This window comes from Nocardia sp. NPDC019395 (assembly GCF_040632335.1).
GTDB lineage: Bacteria > Actinomycetota > Actinomycetes > Mycobacteriales > Mycobacteriaceae > Nocardia.
This window is the reverse complement of sequence record NZ_JBEYBT010000015.1, coordinates 1-16,581: the sequence shown is the minus strand read 5'-3', so window position 1 is coordinate 16,581 and position 16,581 is coordinate 1. Positions and strand designations below refer to the sequence as shown.

The following is a 16,581-nucleotide window of genomic DNA, read 5'->3' as shown; positions in this document are numbered from 1 at the left end:
GGTGTGGCGATCAAGCACTACGCAGGCGCTCCCGGCGCAGCTGGTCTACCTCGGGTAGCTCCAGGGGAGGCAGCGAGTCCACGCCCAGCGCGCGGCACAGGAGGTAGTCGGCGAGTTCGGGGTTGCGGGCCAGTACGGGGCCGTGCATATAGGTGCCCAGGACCGTCCCCTGCACCACACCTTCCAGACCATCGCCGACACCGTTGCCGACGCCGCGGGTCACCCGGGCCAGCCCGGCCGCGTCGGGGCCGATCGTCGTGCCGCCGCGATGGTTCTCGAAGCCGGTCAGCGGTGCCGACAGTCCGGGCAGTCGCGGGGTAGTGGTGACCTCACCGATCGCGCGGGTGGGCTGCGGGGATGTGGTCGCGTCCAGCAGCCCGACCCCTTCGACGCGTTCGCCGCTGGAAGTCTCGTACCACCGGCCCAGTACCTGGATGGCCGCGCAGATCGCCAGGACCGGTACACCGCGTCCGGCCGCGGTCTGCAGGCCCGGATAACGCAGCAGGTGGCGGGTCGCCAGGCGCTGGGCGGAATCCTCGGCGCCACCGAGCGTGTAGATGTCCAGCGAGTCCGGTACCGGGTCGGGGAGGGTGATCTCCACGATCTCGGCGTCGATATCGCGCAGCCGCAGCCGCTGCCGCAGCACCAGGGCGTTGCCGCCGTCGCCGTAGGTACCCATCACATCGGGCAGCACCAGCCCGATCCGGACGGTCGATTCACTCATTGTGTGCGCTCCCGGAGGTCGCGGTTCAGATCGCGGAACGCCGTGTAGTTGGCCAGCACCTCGACCTGTCCGGCCGGGCAGGACGCGATCGCGCGCACCGGGTCCGGGACGGTGGTGTGCGCGACCCCGGCGTAGGTCAGGCGTACGGCGAGGTCGGTGGCACGTTCGCCGGCGGCGACGACCTGCACATCCTCGAAATGCTCGAATCGCACATCCCACAGCCAGGACAGGTCCTCGCCGTCGGGTACCTGCCCGTTCACCGCGATCACCAGGCCCGACGCGCTGTGGTCGATCATCGACAGCGCCTCCTGCCAGCCGGCCGGGTTCTTGGCGAGTAGCAGCCGGGCGGCGTGCTCGCCGACCTGCACGGTCCGGTATCGGCCCGCGATCTCCTGAACGGTGCCCGTGGCCGCGCAGGCCTGCTCGACGTCGGCGCCCAGGGTCACCGCGGCGGCGACGGCCTGTGCGGCGTTACCTCGGTTGGCCCGGCCGGGCAGAGCCAGCCGCAGCGGGAGCCGGACACCTTCCGGCCCGCAGAGCTTGTCCCCATCCAGCCACCAATCCGGTTGCGGGCGGGCGAAATCGGCGCCCGTGCTGTGCCAGTGTGAACCCTCCCAGAGAATCGGTTCACCGCTGCGCGGGCAGCTGGTGGCATCCATCGCCCAGCCACTGCCCGCCGCGACCCATACGACATTGGGGTGGTCGTAGGCGATCGAGGTGACCAGTACATCGTCGCAGTTTGCGATGACGACGGTATCCGGATGCCGGGCCAGGCCGGAGCGCAGCCGGCGCTCGATCATATTGATCTCGCCGACCCGGTCCAGCTGATCGCGGCTCAGATTCAACAGCACCACCGCTTCGGGTCGCAAAGCGTCGGTGACGTGCGGCAGATGCAGTTCGTCCACCTCGATCGCGGCCAGCGGTGCGTCGCGGTGCACGTTGAGCGCCGAAACGATCCCGGCGTCCATATTCGCGCCGTCGGCCTGGGTGGCCACCTCACCGAGGAGGCTCAGCGCGGCGGCGGTCATGCGCGTGGTGGTGGATTTACCGTTGGTTCCGGTGATCAGCACGCTGCGCCGCCCGCGGCCGAGCTGTTTCATGATCCCGGGGTCGATGCGCAGGGCGAGCAGGCCGCCGATCATCGAGCCGTTGCCACGGCCCGCTCTGCGGGACGCCCAGGCTGCCGCGCCGGCCACCTTGAGGGCCGTGCGCCCTCGAAGCGAGATATCTGCCACGCCGCGCAGTCTAATGACCCGGCCGCATCGCTCTCACAGGGCGCGGGCCAGTTCACACTCCGGTGACATGGTTCCTGTCCCGGCTTCGGGAATTGCCCGGGCTGTAGGCCCGGCGAGCCGCCGCTACAGCTCCGTTCCGCCGACGGCGACAAGGGTGCGGACGGTCATGCTGTCGGCGCCGTGCCAGTATCGCCGCGCGGCCGGGAGAGCATTTCGAGTTCCCGTTCGAGGGTCTCGCGTCGCTTATAGGCAGTTTCCAGATCCGGATCGACGCCCGGGTTCGGTCCCGCACCTTCGGTAGGGTCGTGCCGCTCTGCTTCCGCGCGGATTCCGGGGTTCGCCGGAGTATCGGCTACCTCTGCCACGGCCTTTTGCCTGTGCTGCTCGATCTGGCTGTCGAGCCAGCTCAGGTGCCGCTCGACCCGTTCCCGCGCCGCCGTGCGTTCGGCCGGGGTACCTTCGCGCGCGATGGTTTCGTTGTTGAACACCCGCCACGGAACATTGTTGTCATCGAGTGCCTGCCGCAGTTCGGGTGCGGGATCGTGGGGCAGCAGCACATGGTCGATATCGTTCACCCTCACCCCGCCGTGGACCTGTGCCTCCACGTATGTCCAGTTGGTGACCGAGGGCAGGTCGTATTGCCGATCGAACGAACCGAGCGCGTTCGTCGCCGGGCTCTTATAAGCGGACCCGTCCGTCGAGTTGTCGTAGGCATAGAACGATTCGGGTTGCGGATTCGAGATATGCGAGGGAAAGGTTGCCGCCCGATCGTTGAAGCTGTCGCCGACGGTGAATGTGGTCCGGTCCAGAACATCCGGCTTCAGGATCACCTGGATCTCCCCGTATGCGCTGAGGGTGTCGGCATCGCCGATACCCTGTTTCCACTCGGAGTCGCCGAGTCGTTCGAACCAGCCGATACCATGCGGCCCCGTCGCTGCCGCGTAGTCGCCGTTCAACTGCACGGATCCGTATACCGGGCGCTCGCGATCCGGGAAGGTATCGGGGTCGTGGCCGAACCAGACGCGTTCCAGCCAGGCCCGGCCTTCCAACCCCGCGCCTCCGGCGGATTTTCCGGTCTCGAACTTGGTTTTGAACCGGCCGTCGCGCAGCACTGCTGCCAAGGTGGCGGGGTTGACTCGGATCACCACGGGCTTAGCATTCACGAGCCGGCGCAGTCGTGCGGTGATCTCGGCGCGCAGCAGCGCTGGAGAGCTGCCGCGTTCCGTGGCGATAGCGTCCAGCTTGCGATTGATCGCGGTCAGAAGTCTGAGCGTCTCCAGGTCTTGCGGGGAGAGTGAGTCATCGAGCGAATGCCAGTACACCGCCGCCCCACGGCTCCGGCGAAACGATCGCATCCGCTCGAAGAGTTCGTGAGCCCGATCGCTGGGAATCGCAACCGATCCGGGTTTGTCGGCTGCCAGCAGATCCCGGGTCCATGGGATACCGACTTCGTCCAGCTTCGCGGGCACGTTGCGCAGACAGTTGGATACTGCGTTGGTGTGGTGCCGATATCCCTGCGACTCGATTTTGAAGATCGAGGCGAGTTCACCCGAGACCTGCCGGTAAATCAGCGCCAGCGCCCCAGAGGTCATGGATAGTCAGCTGCCGCTCTCCGGTAGGTCCGGCGTGACTGCCCGCCGCCCTCGGTTGTTCTCGGTGACGAACTCGGTGGTTCGCGTCCGATGTTATCGGGACATCAGCGTTTCAGGTCTGTCGTCGTTCCCGGCTGTGGGCGGTCCGAGTACTGGGGATCAGAGCTGGATATCGAACCTGTTGGGCCGGCCGGCTGCGTAGTCGTCGGCGTCGGCCGCGCGCAGCGGTTCGAATTCGACCGGACGATAGAGGCTGTAGGTGCGGCAGCGCGGCGCGGTCGACCCGGTGACCTCGAGCAGCTTGTTCACCGCCGCCCGGGCGGATTCGTTGGCGCCTTCCATGGTCGCGAGGTCTATATTCGTCCGCACGTAGTCGCCGGCCAGGTAGAGGTTCTCGACTCCGCCGTGCGGTTCCGGCCGCGCGTCCCAGGAGCCCACGGTATTGATCAGCAGCGGGTCGGCGTTGCTGTTCGTGCCGCGGTCGGCCTGCCAGGTGATACCGGGGTCGAGGAACCAGGAGTGCAGATCGGATTCGCGCAGTATCTCGTCGCGGTCGTTGAGGTGGGCGAGGATCTGCGCCCACGTTTCTTTCGCGATTTCCCCGGGGGTGCATTCCTTGGCGGTTTTGCCGAACAGGATGCCGGGGGTGTTCCAGTCGGAGATATCCACCGAGAGGCAGTCCTGGACCGTGCCGTCGCCGTATTCGGGCAGTTTGCGGGCCCACAGCGCGTTCTGGGCGATCGAGGTGAGCGACCAGGGGGAATCGATATAGGCGCTGTGACCTGCCCCGATCTCGGGGCTGCGGCGCAGGTAGAACTGGATTCCGGTCATCCAGTCCGTGTACAGCCCGCTCATCTTGGCAAGCTCCGGCCAGGCGTTGAGGATATCGGCGTTCCACAGGTCGCGGGCGCGTTCGGCGGGGAGCGCGACCACGAAGTGATCCGCGGTCACGGTTTCCGTGGTGCCGGCGGCGGTGACGATCCGGGCACCGGTGACCCGCCGGTCAGTGACCTCCAGTCCGCGGACTTCGGCGCCGACCTCGAACCGCACGCCGAGGTTGCGCAGCAGTGCCACCCAGGGGTCGATCCACGCGGTGTTCGTCGGACCGTTGAGCACCCGGTCCAGATCGCCGTCGAATCCGATCTGCAGGGGGTTGCCGAGGAACTGCTCACCCATCGTGCCGATGGTCCGGACGCTGGCGATATCGTCTTTCGCCGCGACCAGCAGGCTCGTCAGCGTTCGCGAGATCAGCGCCCGGAACTCGTGCGATCGCTGGTGCGCGCCCACGAAATCCCGCCAGGAGGTCCGTTCCCACTGCCCCAGGCGGCGGGCATCGCAACTGGTGTTGAACACCAGCAGCCGGTTGGCGAAGAACAGCCCTTCCTCGGGTGGCATCTTCAGCAGGGTGGAGATCATCGAGGCGAGACTTTCCCGGATGCCCTCCGGGGTCGCGGCGGCCAGGTTTCCCAAGCCCAGTGGGGTGCGGATATCGTCGCCACCGGCGCGGGCAGCGCGAACGTCGGGTGCCGAGACCAGGTTGTCCCACACGCCGTTGGTGTTGGCGGCGAACGGGATCCGTCGCATGGTATCGGGTACGTGCTGGTAGAAACCCGGGAAGAAGCGGAAGCCGTGCTCGCCGGGGAGGTCGGGCCGGCCGCCGGCGCCTGTTCCCGGGACACCGACGCTGCGGGCCTTACCGCCCAGGGCCCGGCGTTCGTAGACCGTGACCTCGAAACCGCGTTCGGCGAGTTCGTGTGCCGCGGTCAGCCCGGCGACACCACCGCCCAGCACGGCGACGCGGCCCTTCGCAGTGGCTCGGGCCACCCCGCCCGGCCATATCGCGGCTGCGCCGATTCCCGCGGCGGCGGTCGCGCGTAGCACGGTGCGCCGGGAAAATGCCCCGGTACCGGTGGACCGCTTTTCAGAAACCGTGGCGGTGCCCGTGGCGGGCCACCGATGCTCTGCCATTGTGTTGATTACTGCCTAATCCGCGTAGCTGTCTCGATCAGGCCATACTTTAACGCGATTCGTCGTTCGTGCCGCACCGGCCGAATGGTCGGCAGAGCTCACCGGACGGCGGGCTGGAGTGGTCGCGGGATATCCGCGGCGGTCACCGGTTCGACGGTAATGCGCGCCGCGGGGGCCTTGCGGGCTCCGGCCGTAGCCGCGAACGCGCCCGCGATGACCACCGCACCGCCGAGCAAACTGGCCGGCGCCGGCGTCTCGCCGAGGAAGATCCATGCGGCGGTGAAGCCGACCACCGGCACCAGCAGCGACAGCGGTGCGACGCTACCTGCCGAGTACCGGCTCATGAGGTAGGTCCACAGGCCGGATCCGATCACCGTCGCGATCAGCGCGGTATAGGCCAGGGCCGCCAGCGCCGGCCAGCCGTCCGCCGTGAAGGTATTCGCCAGCGCGCCTACTCCGGTAGCGGGACCCTCCCAGATGAACGAGATCGCCAGCAGCGGTAGAACCGGTACCGTCGTGATCCACAGTGTCAGGTGCAGCGGATTGACCGAGGGGGTTTCCACGGTCGCCTGACGGGTGCCGATATTGCCCAGCGCCCAGCCGAACCCGCCGGCCAGTGTGAGCAGGACCGGTAGCAGGCTGGCGTGGGCGAACTGATTCCAGCCGATCAGCGCCATCCCCGCGACCGCCACACAGAGCCCGGCGATCTGAACCGGCCGCAGCCGTTCGCGCAACAGCAGCGCGCCGAGGATCACTGTGAACGGTGCCGAGGATTGCAACACCAGCGATGCCAGCCCGGTGGGCATACCGATTCGCATGGCGGTGAACAGGAACGCGAACTGCAGTATGCCGAAACCGGTGCCGTAGAGCAGTATCCAGCGCATCCGCACCGGAGGCCGCGGAATGAACAGCAGGGCGGGTACCGCGATCACCGCGAATCGCAGGGCGGCGAAGAAGAACGGCGGTAGATGGTCGAGTCCCACGCGGATGGCCAGAAAGTTCAGGCCCCACAGCAGGATGACGGTCAGGGCGAGCAGACGGTCGCGGGAGGTCACCGATTAATCGTGGGATGTTTGGAACCGTGAGCACAACCGAATTGTTATGGACTAATGATTTAGAATCGCTTAATGGTTTCCGCTGGTTCCGCACTTTCCGTGGAACGCCTGCGCATCCTGCGGGAATTCGCCGATCGCGGCACCATCGGCGCCGTGGCCCGGGCCCTGTCCATGACACCGTCGGCAGTATCACAGCAATTGAAGGTGCTGACCAGGGAGGCGGGCGTCACGCTGCTCGAGCCCAGCGGGCGACGGGTGCGGCTCACCGACGCCGGGCACGCGCTCGTGGTCCGGGCCGACGAGGTACTCGCCGCGCTCGACCGGGCGGTCGCCGAGATGGCCCATTACCGCGGCTCGCCCCGCGGCCAGGTCCGGGTGGCGGTATTTCCCTCGGGCGGGGCACTGCTGCTGCCGTACGTGCTGCCGGCGATGGCGGGCAGCGGGGTGGAGATCGTGGCCGGCGACGAGGACGTCCCGCCGAACGAGACACCGCGTCTGCTCGCCGACTACGACATCGTGCTCACCCATCGCGATGAACGCGCCGCCCCGATGTCCGGGCCACGGATCAGCTCGCGGGTCCTCATGCGGGAACCCATCGACGTGCTCGTACCACCGGACCATCCGCTGGCGGGCAAGCCCGCGGTCACGCCCGAGGAACTCGCCGAGGAGGCGTTCCTGAGCGTGCGCGGCGGTTTCCCGGTGGACGACGTACTGCGCTCGATTGCCACCGTCACCGGCGTGGAACCGCGTATCGTCCAGCGCCTCAACGATTTCCGGATGATCGAAACCTTGGTGGCCGCCGGATACGGGGTCGCGCTGATGCCGCGCTACGTCGTCACCCACCCCGGACTGTCCCAGCTGAGACTGTCCGGGGTTCGTGCCGCGCGCCTCTACGACCTGGTCACCCGGCCGCGTGCCGACTCCCGGCCCGCCATCGCGGCGGTGCTGGACTCGTTCGTCACGGCGGCCCGCCGGACCACCGCGGAACCGCCGCCCGCGTTACTCGATCAGTAGCGGTTGTCGTACGGGTATCCGTCCACATTGGCGAAATCGTCGGCGACCATCGCGGCCAGTTCCAGCAGCGCCTGCCGGGTCGGTTTGCTCACCAGCTCCAGGTCGATTTCGGCGCCTTCGGCGAGGTGGTCGTCGAACGGGACCACCTGCACCGCACGGGTCCGGTCCAGGAACAGCCGGCGCAGATGATCCAGGTTGACCGAGGTGGATCCGCGCCGCGAGGCGTTGACCACCACCACCGTCTGCCGCACCAGATGCGAATAACCGTGGTAATCGAGCCAGTCCAGCGTCGCCGAAGCGCTGCGGGCGCCGTCGATCGCGGGGGAGGTCACCAGGACCAGTGAGCTCGCCATATCGAGCACGCCGGACATGGCCGAATGCATCAGTCCGGTACCGCAGTCGGTGAGGATGATGTTGTAGAACGATTGCAGGATGCCGATCGCCCGGCGGTAATCGGCCTCGCTGAACGCTTCCGATACGGCCGGATCCTGTTCGCTGGCAAGTACTTCGAGTCGGCTCGGCGATTGCGAAGTATGCGCCCGCACATCCGAGTAGCGGGTGATGTTCCGGTCTTCCAGCAAATTACGCACCGTGGAGCGGGTCTGCCGCGGCACCCGGTGCGCCAGGGTGCCCAGGTCGGGGTTGGCGTCGATCGCGATAACGCGGTCGCCACGCAACGAGGCGAAGGTGGCACCCAGGCCGACCGTCGTGGTGGTTTTGCCGACCCCGCCCTTGAGCGAGAGGATCGCGATCCGGAAATCACCGTGGACCGGTGCGTTCACCCGGCCCACCAGATCGCGGTGCACGACATCGGAAGCCGATTCGCCGGGATTGATAACGCCGCGCGAAACCTTGTGCACCGCGCGCCGCCAGCCGCCGCGCGGCGCCTTGCGGGCACGCTTGAGGAGATTCAGATCGTTCACCGAATGGCCCGGCTGACCGGGTTCGGTCAGATGCCGGGGCTGGAACTGACCCGGCTGCGGTTGTCCCGGCTGCCGGTACTGCTGCTGCGGTGGTTGCTGGGGGGCGGGCTGCCCCGGGTTCGCGCCCCAGTCCTGCGTCTGGAACTGGCCGGCCTGCGGATTACCCATCGGTGGCGGCGCCTGCTGGAAAGGCGGCTGTTGTACGGGTGGCGCGGCCGGTGCCGGCGGTGGGGCCCAGCCGTAGATCGGTCCGCCGGGAGCCTCGCCCTCGGGGGCGGGTGCCGGGCCGGGATCCGGCGAGCCGCCCGGTGCGTATCCGCCCGGGGCCTGACCGGCGCCCTCCGGTCCCGGTGCACTCGAACCGGGGTAGGGCGGCTGCTCCGGGCTGTACTGCCCCGGATACATATTGGGGTCCGGTTGCGCGAATTGTCCGCTGCCATGAGGGCCCCCGGCTTCGGGGCCGGGAGCCTGGAACCCGCCGGACTGCTGATCGAACTGGCCTGACCCGGGGGTCTGGTACTGGTTCGGATACGGCTGGTCGAACTGGCCGCCCGGCGTGGAGTTCCCGGCCTGGCTCGGGTCCGGTTGGGCGAATTGCCCGCTGCCGTACGCGGAATTCGCGGACTGCAACTGATCGGGGTCCGGCTGGGTGAACTGTCCGCTGGTGTACCCGGTGTCGGTGGGCTGGTACTGGTTCGGATCCGGCTGCTGGAATTGGCCGCTGCCGTGTGCGAAGGATTCGGCGGCAGGAGCAGTGAACGCGCCGGGCGACGGCGGCGCGAATCCGTTGTCGCCACCCCAGGGTCCGGCGGCCGGATCGGCGAGCCACGGTGTCCCTGGGGCACCGCTTTCCGGAGCCGAGTACCCGGGATCGGCCGCGGCCGGTGGTTCCGCGTCGCTCGTATCGGCGTTCTCGTTGCCCGAGGCGTCCGGATCGCCGGCACCGGGAACGGGAGGATCAGCGTCGGTATCCGACTGTGGTCCCGGCACCGTATCGGCCGGTGGTGTGCTGTCCGACTCGCCGCCGCTCCCGGCGGTATCCGCCGGTTGACTCGGGAGCCAGGGCTGGGAAGTCGGGTTGTGTTCGTCAGTAGTCACAGTTCCCCCATCTGCTCGGGATTTTCGAGCAGAGAGCTCGGCGGCGTGGAGTCGGGACCAACGCTAGCAGGTGCTGGGCATACCGCACGCCGCGTGGTTGCGCGACCTCGGCCGCCGTACCCGTTCGGAACGGGTACGGCGGCCGAGGAGTGTCAGAGCTATTGCCGGGCGGCCCGGTTCACCGCCGAAACCACCGCGCGCAGCGAGGCGGTGGTGATCGATGTCGCGACACCGACCCCCCAGACGATCCGGTCGCCGATCGCGCATTCCACGTAGGCCGCGGCCTGCGCATCGTCACCCGCCGACAGTGCGTGCTCGGAGTAGTCGAGCACCTCCACCTGGTACCCGACCGCCGCGATGGCGTCGACGAAGGCCGCGAGCGGACCGTTACCGCTACCGGAGACCTCCTGTTCGACCCCGTCCACCTTCACCACCGCGGTGATGCTGTCGGTGCCGCCGTCGGTCTCCGATGCCGTGACCTTCTGCCGCATCCGTTCCAGCGGCAGGATCGGGGTCAGGTATTCGTCGGCGAAGGCGTCCCACATCTCCTTGGGGGTGATCTCACCGCCGTCGCCGTCGGTGATCTGCTGGATGGCCTGCGAGAACTCGATCTGCAGCCGGCGCGGCAGGGCCAGGCCGTGATCGGTTTTCATGATGTAGGCCACACCGCCCTTACCGGACTGTGAGTTGACCCGGATGACCGCTTCGTAGGTCCGGCCGACGTCCTTCGGGTCGATCGGCAGGTACGGCACCTCCCAGGACATATCGTCCACATCGGTCTCGGCGGCGTCCGCGGCGGTCTTCATAGCGTCCAGACCCTTGTTGATGGCGTCCTGATGACTGCCGGAGAAGGCCGTGTACACCAGGTCGCCGCCGTACGGGTGGCGCTCGTGTACCGGCAGCTGGTTGCAGTACTCCACCGTCCGGCGGATCTCGTCGATATCGGCGAAGTTGATCTGCGGGTCCACACCCTGGGAGAACATGTTCATACCCAGGGTCACCAGGCAGACGTTGCCGGTGCGCTCGCCGTTACCGAACAGGCAGCCCTCGATCCGGTCGGCTCCGGCCTGGTATCCCAGTTCGGCGGCGGCGACGGCGGTGCCACGGTCGTTGTGCGGATGCAGCGACAGCACGATCGAATCCCGCCGCGCCAGGTTGCGGTGCATCCATTCGATGGAGTCGGCGTACACGTTGGGGGTGGCCATCTCCACGGTCGCGGGCAGATTGAGGATCAGCGGTTTTTCCGGGGTCGGGGCGATGATCTCGGAAACCGCGTCACAGACGTCCTTGGCGTATTCCAGCTCGGTGCCGGTATAGGACTCCGGGCTGTACTCGTAGCGCCAATTCGTATCCGGATAGCGCTGCTGGACCTCCAGGCACAGCCGCGCGGCATCGGTGGCGATTTTGCGGACCGCTTCGCGATCGGCCCGGAACACGACCCGCCGCTGCAGGATGGAGGTCGAGTTGTAGAAGTGCACGATCACGTTCGCGGCGCCGGCGCAGGCCTCGAAGGTGCGTTCGATCAGTTCGGGCCGGCATTGGGTGAGCACCTGGATGGTGACATCGTCGGGGATCGCGCCGTCCTCGATGATCTCGCGGACGAAATCGAAATCGGTCTGGCTGGCCGACGGGAAACCGACCTCGATCTCCTTGTAACCCATCCGCACCAGCAGATCGAACATCCGGCGTTTACGGGCGGGGCTCATCGGGTCGATCAGTGCCTGGTTACCGTCTCGCAGGTCGACGGCGCACCAGGCGGGTGCGCGGTCGATCACTTTGTCCGGCCAGGTCCGGTCGGGCACCGTGACGGGCTCGACTTCCTCGGCGAACGGTTTGTAGCGGAAGACCGGCATGGACGAGGTCTTCTGCTGGTTCCACGCGGGCTGGTCGGCGGGCGCGGGCTTGGCAGGCGCGGTGATGGTGCGCGTGCTCGATACGAAGGCGTCAGCGGGTGACATGCGATTTCTCCGTGGGTGAGATTGTTTCCCGAATTGGGTCGACCAGCGCGGCGGAACCCCGCGACGGGCGCCGGTCCGATCAGACCCCGTCGCGGCGGCTGAGAAGAAGTGCCCGCTGCATGACTCGTGCGAGTCTACCCCCTGTTCCAGCTGCTCTGACAAGGCGGTGCGGAGGTTCGGCTCCGGGCCTGCCGCGGCTGCCGGTGGCCCAGCGGTTAGCGTCGCTGGACATGTTGTGAGTGATCGGACGTGGTCCGCCGAGGTCGAGGGGTCGAGCATGAGTTGGCTGGAGATGCTGGCCGTTTTCGTCGCGGGGATCGCCGCGGGCGGGATCAACGCTGTTGTGGGGTCCGGCACGCTGATCACCTTCCCGGTGCTGCTCGCCGTCGGTTTGCCGCCGGTGACCGCGAATGTCTCCAACACTGTCGGACTGGTCCCCGGCTCACTCAGCGGGGTCATCGGCTATCGCCGCGAACTTTCCGGGCAGCGGGCCCGGCTCCTGCGGTTCGGCACGGCGTCGCTGCTGGGCGCGGCGGTCGGCGCGGTACTGCTGCTCACCCTGCCCGAGGGGGCGTTCGCCGCGATCGTGCCGGTTCTCATCATCACCGCCCTGGTGCTGGTGGTCGTGCAGCCGCGGCTTGCGGCCTGGGTCCGTGAGCGACAGCGCGCGGCGGACGCGGCGCCCGCACACGGCGGTCCGATCCTGCTGGTCGCTATTTTCGCCACCGGGATCTACGGGGGGTACTTCGGCGCGGCCCAGGGGGTGCTGCTGGTCGGGCTGCTCGGGGTTTTCGTCCACGACGAACTGCAGCGGCTCAACGCGGTGAAGAATGTGCTCGCATTGCTGGTGAACGCGCTGTCCGCGGCGATTTTCATTGTTGTCGCCGAGATCGACTGGCGAGTTGTCGGGCTGATCGCGGCCGGGTCGATCATCGGTGGCCAGATCGGCGCGCGGGTGGGCCGCAAACTGTCACCGAATGTGCTGCGCGCGGTGATCGTTGTGGTCGGCACGGTCGCCGTGGTGCGCCTGTTGTTCGGCTGACCAGTTCGAATCCCCCTCGGGGGCACTGTTGTTCGCGGCCTCGACTGTTCAATACCGGTGAATCTCGGTACCATCCGTGCGCTTGTTGCGTTACGAAAGAGGTATCGGGGTGGATAGGCGTGCCCTTCTCAAGGCCGCGGGGGCGGCTGCTCTGATCGGCGCGGTGGGGTCGGCGGTTCCGAAACCCGGTCCCGTGCTGCCCCGAGCCGCGGCCCAGCCCATCTGGAACGAATTGTTCGCCCGATGGGTCCCGGAGATATTCGCGCCGGTGCCCGATGCACCGCAGCATTCGGAGGCCATCGTCATCGGCTCCGGTTTCGGTGCGGCCGTATCCGCGTTGCGCCTGGCGCAGGCCGGTGTCGCCACCACGGTGCTCGAACGCGGTTCCCGCTGGCCCAACGACCCCTGGCGGGAAATCTTCACCGGCGACGATCTGCCCGACGGCCGCGGTTTCTGGCACGCCACCAGCTTCACCGGCGTGACGAAGGTGCCTATGCAGTTCGCCGAATTCGGCGGTGTGCTCGACTGCACTCGATACCCCGGTATCGACGTATGGCGCGGGGCCGCGGTGGGCGGCGGCTCGGTGGTGTTCACCGGGGCGATGATCGCGCCGCCGCGCTCGCTGTTCGACCACGTCTTCGGTGGCCTGGTCGAATATGGGGAACTGGAACGTGTCTACTACCCGCGGGTCCGGGCCATGCTGCGGCTGGATCCGATGCCGGGCGATATCTATCAGTCCGCGCCGTTCAGCCATTCACGCGCCTGGGACGACCAGGTTCGCAAGGCGGGCTACCAGCCCATCCAGAACGATTCCATCTTCACCTGGGATGTCCTGCGCGGCGAACTGAACGGTTCCACCCGGCCCTCGGCGACGGCGGGGCGCAGTAACCTGGGCAACTCCAACGGCGCCAAATTCGACCTCAACCAGAACTATCTCAAGGATGCCGAGGCCACCGGCAGGGCACGGATCTTTCCGGGTCACCGGGTGGACACCATCGCCGTGGAACCGGGCGGCCGTTTCGCGGTCACGGTGAGCAAGCTCCACCCCACCGGCGTGGTACTCGGGACCCGCACACTCACCTGCGACAAGCTGTTCCTCGGCGCCGGTTCGATCGGGACCTCCGAACTGCTGGTCCGGGCCCGGGAGACAGGCGCGCTGCCCCAGCTGAACGAGCATATCGGCGACGGGTGGGGCACCAACGGTGATGTGGTGCTGGCCCGGGGTGCCAGTTCGGTGGCCGGTTTCGGCCAGGGCGCGCCCAGTGCCAGCCGGATCTTCGACAACAGCGGTACGCCGCTCACCCTGGAGAACTGGTACATCCCGGGGATTCCGTTCGAGACCGGAGCGCTCGCCTCGCTCGCTGTGGTCCTGGATCCCACCCGGGCCCGCTTCGGCTTCGACCCGGCGTCGGGTGGCGTCGGGATTTCCTGGCCGCGGCAGGCGCAGGACGAGGTGACCGCGGCCGCACGGGACGTGGACCGGCGTATTGCGGACAAGGCGGGAGCCCTGGCCGAGTACAGCGCGCTCGGTTACGAAGCCAATGCCCTGTTCACCGCGCACCCCCTGGGCGGTGCGGTCCTGGGTAAGGCGACCGATGCGTACGGCCGGGTGCACGGATACCCCGGTCTGTACGTCATGGACGGCGCGGCGATTCCCGGCAGTACGGCAACGGCGAACCCTTCGCTGACCATCACCGCACTGGCGGAGCGCAATATAGAGAAAATCATTCGCGAGGGTCGCTGACCTGCGGCGCTGATCCGCCGGTGGCGGCCACCGCCGCGGAGACTTCCGCGGCGCGGCAGTGTCCCGCTCAGTGATGCCCGGCCCACGTCGCGGCGTGAACCGCGGGCCGGGTGTGCTGTTCGCGGGTAATACTTGAACGCGATCTTTCGGCGTCGAAGGGAATGTAGGTGTCAACACCGCCGTCCACGGGGCCCGGCCCGCTGCCCGTCGCCGATACGGCCGAGCCGGACGAATTTCCCAGGAAACCGCCCGCTCTATGGACCGATTTCGTCATGTTGGCGCTGGCGGTCATCTCGGTGGCACTGGTGTGCTGGATCACCTTCTTCGAGGTCGCACCGGATATCTACCGCTATATCGTCATCGCCGATTACACGATCTGCGCGATCTTCGCGGTCGAATTCCTGTGGCGGTGGCGCCGGGCCGGTTGGTCGTGGAGCTACCCGTTCATCTACTGGTACGAGATCCTCGGCATGATCCCGGTGACCAGCCCGTTCTTCCGGGCATTCCGGCTGCTGCGGATCGTGGTGATACTCGTACGCCTGGCGCGGGTGGCCGATCGGGTCTTCGGTGACCGGGTCACCGCGGCGGTGATCAACCACTCCGTGGGCACGATCGTCGAGGTCATCAAGCGACCGATGACGATCGCGATCATGGAGGAGGTCACCGCGGTACTGCGCACGGGCCACTACACCCGCAATATCGCGACCGCGCTGGAAGAGAACCGCGGCGAACTCGACGAGATGATCGTCGAGATGATCAAGAACGATCCGCAGACCGGACGGGTCCGCTACATCCCGTTCCACGACGAGATCATCCGGTTGGTCGCCGATACCGTTTTCCGCATCCTGTTCCAGGTGCTGGCCGACCCGCGCACGGACGAGTTGGTGTCGGACATGATCCGGGAGAACGTGGATCAGATCCGGGATTCCGTGCAATCCGGGGTCAAGGTACCGCCGTCGGCGTACGGCCCGACGCCGCATCACCTCACGGCCCGCCATCTCAACGGGCAGCGGAATCAGACGACGCCGTAGGTCTCGGGTTCGGGGAACTGTTCGGCGTAGCCGGCGAAGTTCTCCACCAGAGTTTCGTAGGACTTGCGGACCGACCGTTTGCCCAGGAACCCGGGGAGCGGCGTCGGCGTGTACTGCTCCACGTGCAGTAATACCCGACTGCCGTCGGTATCGCCGGTGACCTCGAAGAACCCGCCACCCCTGATTCCCCGGGTGCTGTCGGACACCTCCCACGACATCCGGTTGTCCGACCAGGTGAACTCCCATACCTGCAGATCGGGGCTGTTGCCGACCGATACCGTGAGGAAAACCCGCCGCGGCCGGCCTTCGTCGTCGCGGGTGGCCACCCGGGCATCCTCGAAATCGGGAGACCATTCGGAGAACATTTCGACCGCCATCAATGCGTCCATGACCTGCGACGGATCTGTTCGGACGTCGAATCTGATATCGGTCTTCGTACGCATCTGGTCCCTCATGCCCCCGGGTTATTACGAATCGGCCACGATTGTCGCTCGGTCGCCACGTGATCGTCAACACGCCGGCCGCCGACACTAAGGTGTCCGCCCCACGGGTATGCGGTCCGCAAATAACTTACGGACGTTTGCTGGTGCTCGGGATGGGTATCGGGGCGGACTCAGTGCGGCTGTTCGACAGTCGCATCCGAGCCGGGGAAGACCAGCGACTCGTGGCCGTCGTCGAAACGCACGATATACGGCGGCGATCCCTCCGGGCCGCGCACTTCGACGATCTCCCCTTCATGATCACTTTCCCCGACGGTGTGCCCGTGCACGTGCAACCGGTCTCCGACGTTCGCCATCATGATTCCCATTATTCGGCGACCGTGTCGGTAATCACAACCCCTCCCGAATTGCTATTACTCATTCCCCGGGGTACCCGAATCGAAGTGCATGCCGATATAGAAGTCGATATCCGCACACACGCGCCCGCTGAGGATCCTGCGTAGTCCCGGCCGGCGACTTGTCGACAGCAGAGCAGCCTCGACCCCAACCCTCACCACCTGGCCGAACCCGCCGCCGCCGTCAGGCGCGCTTGATCCCCTTACCGCCAGCCGGTCCACATGCAACCCCCCACCCCACTCCCGCCGTCGCCCCCGGCGCGTTTAATCCCCCTACCGCCAGCCCCTGTCCGCATGCGACCCCACCCCCGTTTCCCCGCCGCCCCGGGCGCGTTTGTTTCACCTACCGCCGGCCCGTCCGC

Annotated in this window: 13 protein-coding genes; 4 read left to right on the top strand and 9 right to left on the bottom strand. The window is 67.2% G+C overall.

Annotation, left to right across the window (positions count from 1 at the left end; genetic code table 11):
• Positions 1-10: 10 nt before the first annotated feature.
• The 5 genes from ABZ827_RS24960 to ABZ827_RS24940 form a co-directional block, all read right to left on the bottom strand.
• The gene (locus tag ABZ827_RS24960; protein WP_357241174.1) at positions 11-724 is read right to left on the bottom strand and encodes a glutamine amidotransferase; all 714 of its coding nucleotides are present in this window, start codon (positions 722-724) and stop codon (positions 11-13) included.
• A complete protein-coding gene (locus tag ABZ827_RS24955; protein WP_357241171.1) occupies positions 721-1,959 on the bottom strand; it encodes a MurT ligase domain-containing protein in 1,239 nt (412 codons plus the stop codon). The genes ABZ827_RS24960 and ABZ827_RS24955 overlap by 4 nt, the downstream gene beginning before the upstream one ends.
• A gap of 164 nt (positions 1,960-2,123) precedes the next feature.
• Positions 2,124-3,551 (bottom strand): hypothetical protein, encoded by a 1,428-nt coding sequence (locus ABZ827_RS24950; protein ID WP_357241168.1) that lies wholly within the window; start codon positions 3,549-3,551, stop codon positions 2,124-2,126.
• A 159-nt stretch (positions 3,552-3,710) separates the two neighbouring features.
• Complete coding sequence (locus ABZ827_RS24945) at positions 3,711-5,519, bottom strand: FAD-dependent oxidoreductase (RefSeq protein ID WP_357241165.1); 1,809 nt, start codon at positions 5,517-5,519, stop codon at positions 3,711-3,713.
• A 98-nt stretch (positions 5,520-5,617) separates the two neighbouring features.
• Entirely contained in the window at positions 5,618-6,574 is a 957-nt protein-coding gene (locus ABZ827_RS24940; RefSeq protein ID WP_357241162.1) for an EamA family transporter, read from the bottom strand.
• Between the two features lie 72 nt (positions 6,575-6,646).
• On the opposite strand from ABZ827_RS24940, the gene ABZ827_RS24935 reads away from it, so the two are divergent.
• Complete coding sequence (locus ABZ827_RS24935; RefSeq protein ID WP_357241159.1) at positions 6,647-7,588, top strand: LysR family transcriptional regulator; 942 nt, start codon at positions 6,647-6,649, stop codon at positions 7,586-7,588.
• Here the strand turns inward: ABZ827_RS24935 and ABZ827_RS24930 are convergent.
• A complete protein-coding gene (locus ABZ827_RS24930; RefSeq protein WP_357241156.1) occupies positions 7,582-9,609 on the bottom strand; it encodes an AAA family ATPase in 2,028 nt (675 codons plus the stop codon). The genes ABZ827_RS24935 and ABZ827_RS24930 overlap by 7 nt on opposite strands.
• 158 nt (positions 9,610-9,767) lie before the next feature.
• Positions 9,768-11,567 carry a 2-isopropylmalate synthase gene (gene leuA, locus ABZ827_RS24925; RefSeq protein ID WP_357241153.1) on the bottom strand — a complete coding sequence of 600 codons (1,800 nt, stop codon included), beginning with the start codon at positions 11,565-11,567 and terminating at the stop codon, positions 9,768-9,770.
• Positions 11,568-11,844: 277 nt separating this feature from the next.
• Between leuA and ABZ827_RS24920 the strand changes: the two genes are divergently transcribed.
• The 3 genes from ABZ827_RS24920 to ABZ827_RS24910 all read left to right on the top strand — a co-directional run bounded on the left by ABZ827_RS24920 (position 11,845) and on the right by ABZ827_RS24910 (position 15,384).
• A complete protein-coding gene (locus tag ABZ827_RS24920) occupies positions 11,845-12,609 on the top strand; it encodes a sulfite exporter TauE/SafE family protein (protein WP_357241426.1) in 765 nt (254 codons plus the stop codon).
• A 109-nt stretch (positions 12,610-12,718) separates the two neighbouring features.
• On the top strand, positions 12,719-14,353 hold the full coding sequence (locus ABZ827_RS24915) for a GMC oxidoreductase (RefSeq protein ID WP_357241150.1): 1,635 nt from the start codon (positions 12,719-12,721) through the stop codon (positions 14,351-14,353).
• A gap of 167 nt (positions 14,354-14,520) precedes the next feature.
• Positions 14,521-15,384 (top strand): ion transporter, encoded by an 864-nt coding sequence (locus ABZ827_RS24910; protein ID WP_357241147.1) that lies wholly within the window; start codon positions 14,521-14,523, stop codon positions 15,382-15,384.
• Here the strand turns inward: ABZ827_RS24910 and ABZ827_RS24905 are convergent.
• On the bottom strand, positions 15,369-15,827 hold the full coding sequence (locus ABZ827_RS24905) for an SRPBCC family protein (RefSeq protein WP_357241144.1): 459 nt from the start codon (positions 15,825-15,827) through the stop codon (positions 15,369-15,371). The two genes, ABZ827_RS24910 and ABZ827_RS24905, sit on opposite strands and share 16 nt — an antisense overlap.
• Positions 15,828-15,997: 170 nt before the next feature.
• On the bottom strand, positions 15,998-16,183 hold the full coding sequence (locus ABZ827_RS24900; RefSeq protein WP_357241141.1) for a DUF1918 domain-containing protein: 186 nt from the start codon (positions 16,181-16,183) through the stop codon (positions 15,998-16,000).
• Between the last annotated feature and the right edge of the window lie 398 nt (positions 16,184-16,581).